We start from the raw sequence: 3,150 nt of genomic DNA, 5'->3' as shown, positions 1-3,150 counted from the left end.
AGTGTCATTCTGGAGCTATCTTGGCGATAGACTGGGAATTGCTGATGCGCCAGCCGTCCCGCGCCTGGCAGATCTGGTCAGCGACCGCTGCTCCTTAGCGTGATCGCCAACGGTTTTGCCCCTATTACAAACCATGGGCCTAAGCGTCTGAATTAACATAGGTTATTTGTTCAAGCGAATCCGGCCGCTTACCGAACAAAGGCCGCCTACCGCAGTTCCTAAGGACCGGATGACAAGGAGGATGACATTGCCCCGGTTCTATTTCGACGTGCAGGCAGGGACGCGCTTCACCGCTGATGAGGTGGGCCTTGAGGTCGACAGCGTCGATGCCGCCGAGTATGAGGCCGCCCGCGCTGCGGCTGAAATGGGGCGTGATCAGCTTCCAAACGGCGACGCTTGTAATGTTACTATCGCGGTGAGAGACGAACGGCGGCAGCAGGTAGTGACGGTGAGGGTCGCAATGGAAGTCTACCGGAATGAGCCTGCACACCGGTGAGAAGATCGATCGCGAGCAGCGCGTAAGCCCGTCTCGGTTTCGGACTTCCACTTGCAAATCTCAAGAAACGGGGATCAGCCCACATCGATCACCCGCCTCACCTTGGCGCGATCGATGAAGCCTCTCACTCCTCAGGGATATGGATTGAGGTCTGTGATCTCAGGCTTGCAATACACATGGTGGAGGACGAGGCCCGGAACCTCACATGGACAAACACGTTCGCCCGCAGGCCCCAACCGAGACGGCGAGGCTTCCATGGATGAAGATGAGGGCGATGGCAATCCGGCGTTGCTGGAGATTGATCTGCCCGAACATTGTTGTCTTGGGTCTTCCTGGGCCAAGCTTGGCCCTTCCGAGCTTGATTGGATCGGGCGCGAGTTGCGTGAGTACTATGACGCCGTGCTGCGCGAACCTGTTCCCGACAGGCTCCTGGCCCTTCTTGATCGCGGCTTAGCGCAGAGGGCGTTCCATTGACGCTCGATCCGTACCTGCGCGATGAAATCCTGGCCACCCTGCCAAGCCTTCGCGCCTTCGCCATGTCGCTGACGGGCCATAGCGACCGAGCTGACGATCTGGTCCAGGAGACGCTCATGCGGGCTGTCGCCAACATCCATCGGTTTGAGGCTGGCACGAACCTCAACGCGTGGCTGTTCACGATCCTGCGCAACCTGTTTCATTCCGAGTACCGGAAGAGACGGCGTGAGGTCGAGGACGCGGACGGCTCCTACGCGGCCCGTCTGTCAGCTCCGCCCGAGCAGGGCGCCCGTCTCGACTTCGAGGACTTCCGCAAGGCGCTGGCGCATATCCCGGTGGATCAGCGGGAGGCCCTGCTCCTGGTAGGGGCAGAGGGATTGTCGTACGAAGAGGCGGCCCAGGTGTGCGGCGTGGCTGTGGGCACGATCAAGAGCCGGGTCAATCGCGCGCGCTCCAGGCTCGCTCAGATGCTGGCCGTCGAGCACGGTGAGGAGTTCAGTCCTGAACCGACGATCAGGGCTGCCCTCCAAGGAACCTTGGAGACGTAGAGCCCTGAGGCGCGAAAACCGGCAGCGGCACGACTGCTGACAAGTCAGGTGGAGTTGAAGATCCGACGTGGAGGAACGGGAAAGAGCTTGAGCCCTTTCCCGCCGTTGCTTAACGCGACGCCTTGTAGAGCTTCGTCGCAATCTCAAACATTTCCTCGGGTGCATAGTCCGGTGTGAAGGCAGAGGGAACGCCCGTGAGCTGATGGATCTTGCCGCCGTCCGGCATGCCGTCCACCACGGTCAGCTCGCCCGGAGGATCGTCCGGCAGCGCCACCTCGCCGTTGCCCCAGATGCCAGCCATTTCCTTGTAGTCGTCAGGACTGAAGGTGTAGAGCCGCCGGTGCGAGCCTTCGTCCAGGTACTTCTGGCATTCCGGAATGTTGCCGAGCGGGATGTTGGGCGTCGGCAGCATCTTCTCGATCTCGACACCCGTGATCTTCTTCAGCGCCAGCGCATAGGCGTGGGCATGAACGGAGCCGCGCACCAGCAGATAGCCGCACACCTCGCGGCCTGTTGGATCCGTCAGCGTCTCATAGACGCGAAGCTTATGGAGCCTTGCCCCGCACTCGAGGTGGAAGTTATGCAGCAGATCCAGCACGACGTTGCCGGTCGTGGTGATGAAGTCGTTGTTCCAGGACTGGCCGTTGCTGTTGACTGGCATGGCGCCACCACCACCCGACAGGAACGCCGCAGCCAAGCGGATGTCCTTCATGTCTTCAAATGGAGCGTCGGAGATGTCGGCGCCACCATCCTCGTCGTCGTTGGCGTCATCCGGCCCGTTGTTCAGCATCGCGACGCCATTGCTGACCAGTTCCACATGGCCCAGCTCCTCGGCTGTGATGGCAGCCACCAGACTGTAGAAGGGGCGGAGCTTGCTCTTGCTGCGGAAGTTGAAGCTCTGGAACATGTAGTTCCCAAGCGTCGACATCTCTCCGTATTTGCCGCCCAGGAGTTCCTGGAGGGCCGCGGCGGCATTGGGGTCCTGACGCTTCGGCGCCGGCAGATCGACTTGCAGCTTATCAATACGTAGGAACATGGAAGGCCCTCCTCGCGGGGTAAGGTCAGGAAACCGACCAACGAAGGTTCGGTTCCTCCATGCCCAGACTTTGAGCTCCCGCCCAGTCGCCTGGACTACCGGCAATCGATCAAACTCAATCCTCAGTGAGAACCAAACCGTGCCCAACGGAGGAGCGGGCTCAACCGAACGAATGTTGATGGTGAGGGTTGGCTCCATGGTAGATGAGTTCCTGCTGGCAGCCACGGCCCAGAACCTGAGAAAGCTTGCCAAGCTGGTCATCTCGTCAGGGCCTCAGATGGCCCCAGCGGCGTAAGAGGCCAAGCGTGCTCAGCTCATCGTGTTCCTGACTTCAGCAGGCAAAAGCGGTCTTTCCCCGGAATGACCGCTCCGGGTCAAACTGAGCCGTTAAGAGTGACCGTGTAAAGGTCTGCTGACCCCACGGCTGCGGACGCTCCGTCTACTTCGGCTCTGTGCCAGCTGAAGCTTTAGAGGCTGGTGAGCAATTATCTTTCCTTTCGCGTGAGGCGACGCAGCAGGATGCGGCTCATGGCGAGATAGAGCAACATCTCGCCGGTCTCGACCAAGCGTTCGTAGTCCTTGGCGAGCCGCCGGTT

4 protein-coding genes are annotated in these 3,150 nt (G+C 60.4%); 3 read left to right on the top strand and 1 reads right to left on the bottom strand.

Features of this window, described 5'->3' with window-relative positions; translation table 11 throughout:
- The first annotated feature begins 247 nt into the window (after positions 1-247).
- The 3 genes from FS320_RS40700 to FS320_RS40690 all read left to right on the top strand — a co-directional run bounded on the left by FS320_RS40700 (position 248) and on the right by FS320_RS40690 (position 1,518).
- On the top strand, positions 248-496 hold the full coding sequence (locus tag FS320_RS40700; protein ID WP_152718209.1) for a DUF6894 family protein: 249 nt from the start codon (positions 248-250) through the stop codon (positions 494-496).
- 255 nt (positions 497-751) lie between these two features.
- On the top strand, positions 752-970 hold the full coding sequence (locus FS320_RS40695; protein WP_152718207.1) for a NepR family anti-sigma factor: 219 nt from the start codon (positions 752-754) through the stop codon (positions 968-970).
- Entirely contained in the window at positions 967-1,518 is a 552-nt protein-coding gene (locus tag FS320_RS40690) for a sigma-70 family RNA polymerase sigma factor (protein ID WP_152718205.1), read from the top strand. Before FS320_RS40695 ends, FS320_RS40690 begins: the two co-directional genes overlap by 4 nt.
- 109 nt (positions 1,519-1,627) lie before the next feature.
- On the opposite strand, the gene FS320_RS40685 is transcribed toward FS320_RS40690, so the two are convergent.
- Positions 1,628-2,554, bottom strand: a complete 927-nt coding sequence (locus FS320_RS40685) for a manganese catalase family protein (RefSeq protein WP_152718203.1) — start codon at positions 2,552-2,554, stop codon at positions 1,628-1,630.
- Positions 2,555-3,150: the final 596 nt, after the last annotated feature.

This window comes from Microvirga tunisiensis (assembly GCF_009296175.1).
Taxonomy (GTDB): Bacteria; Pseudomonadota; Alphaproteobacteria; order Rhizobiales; family Beijerinckiaceae; genus Microvirga; species Microvirga tunisiensis.
This window is presented reverse-complemented; position numbering and strand designations above follow the sequence as displayed.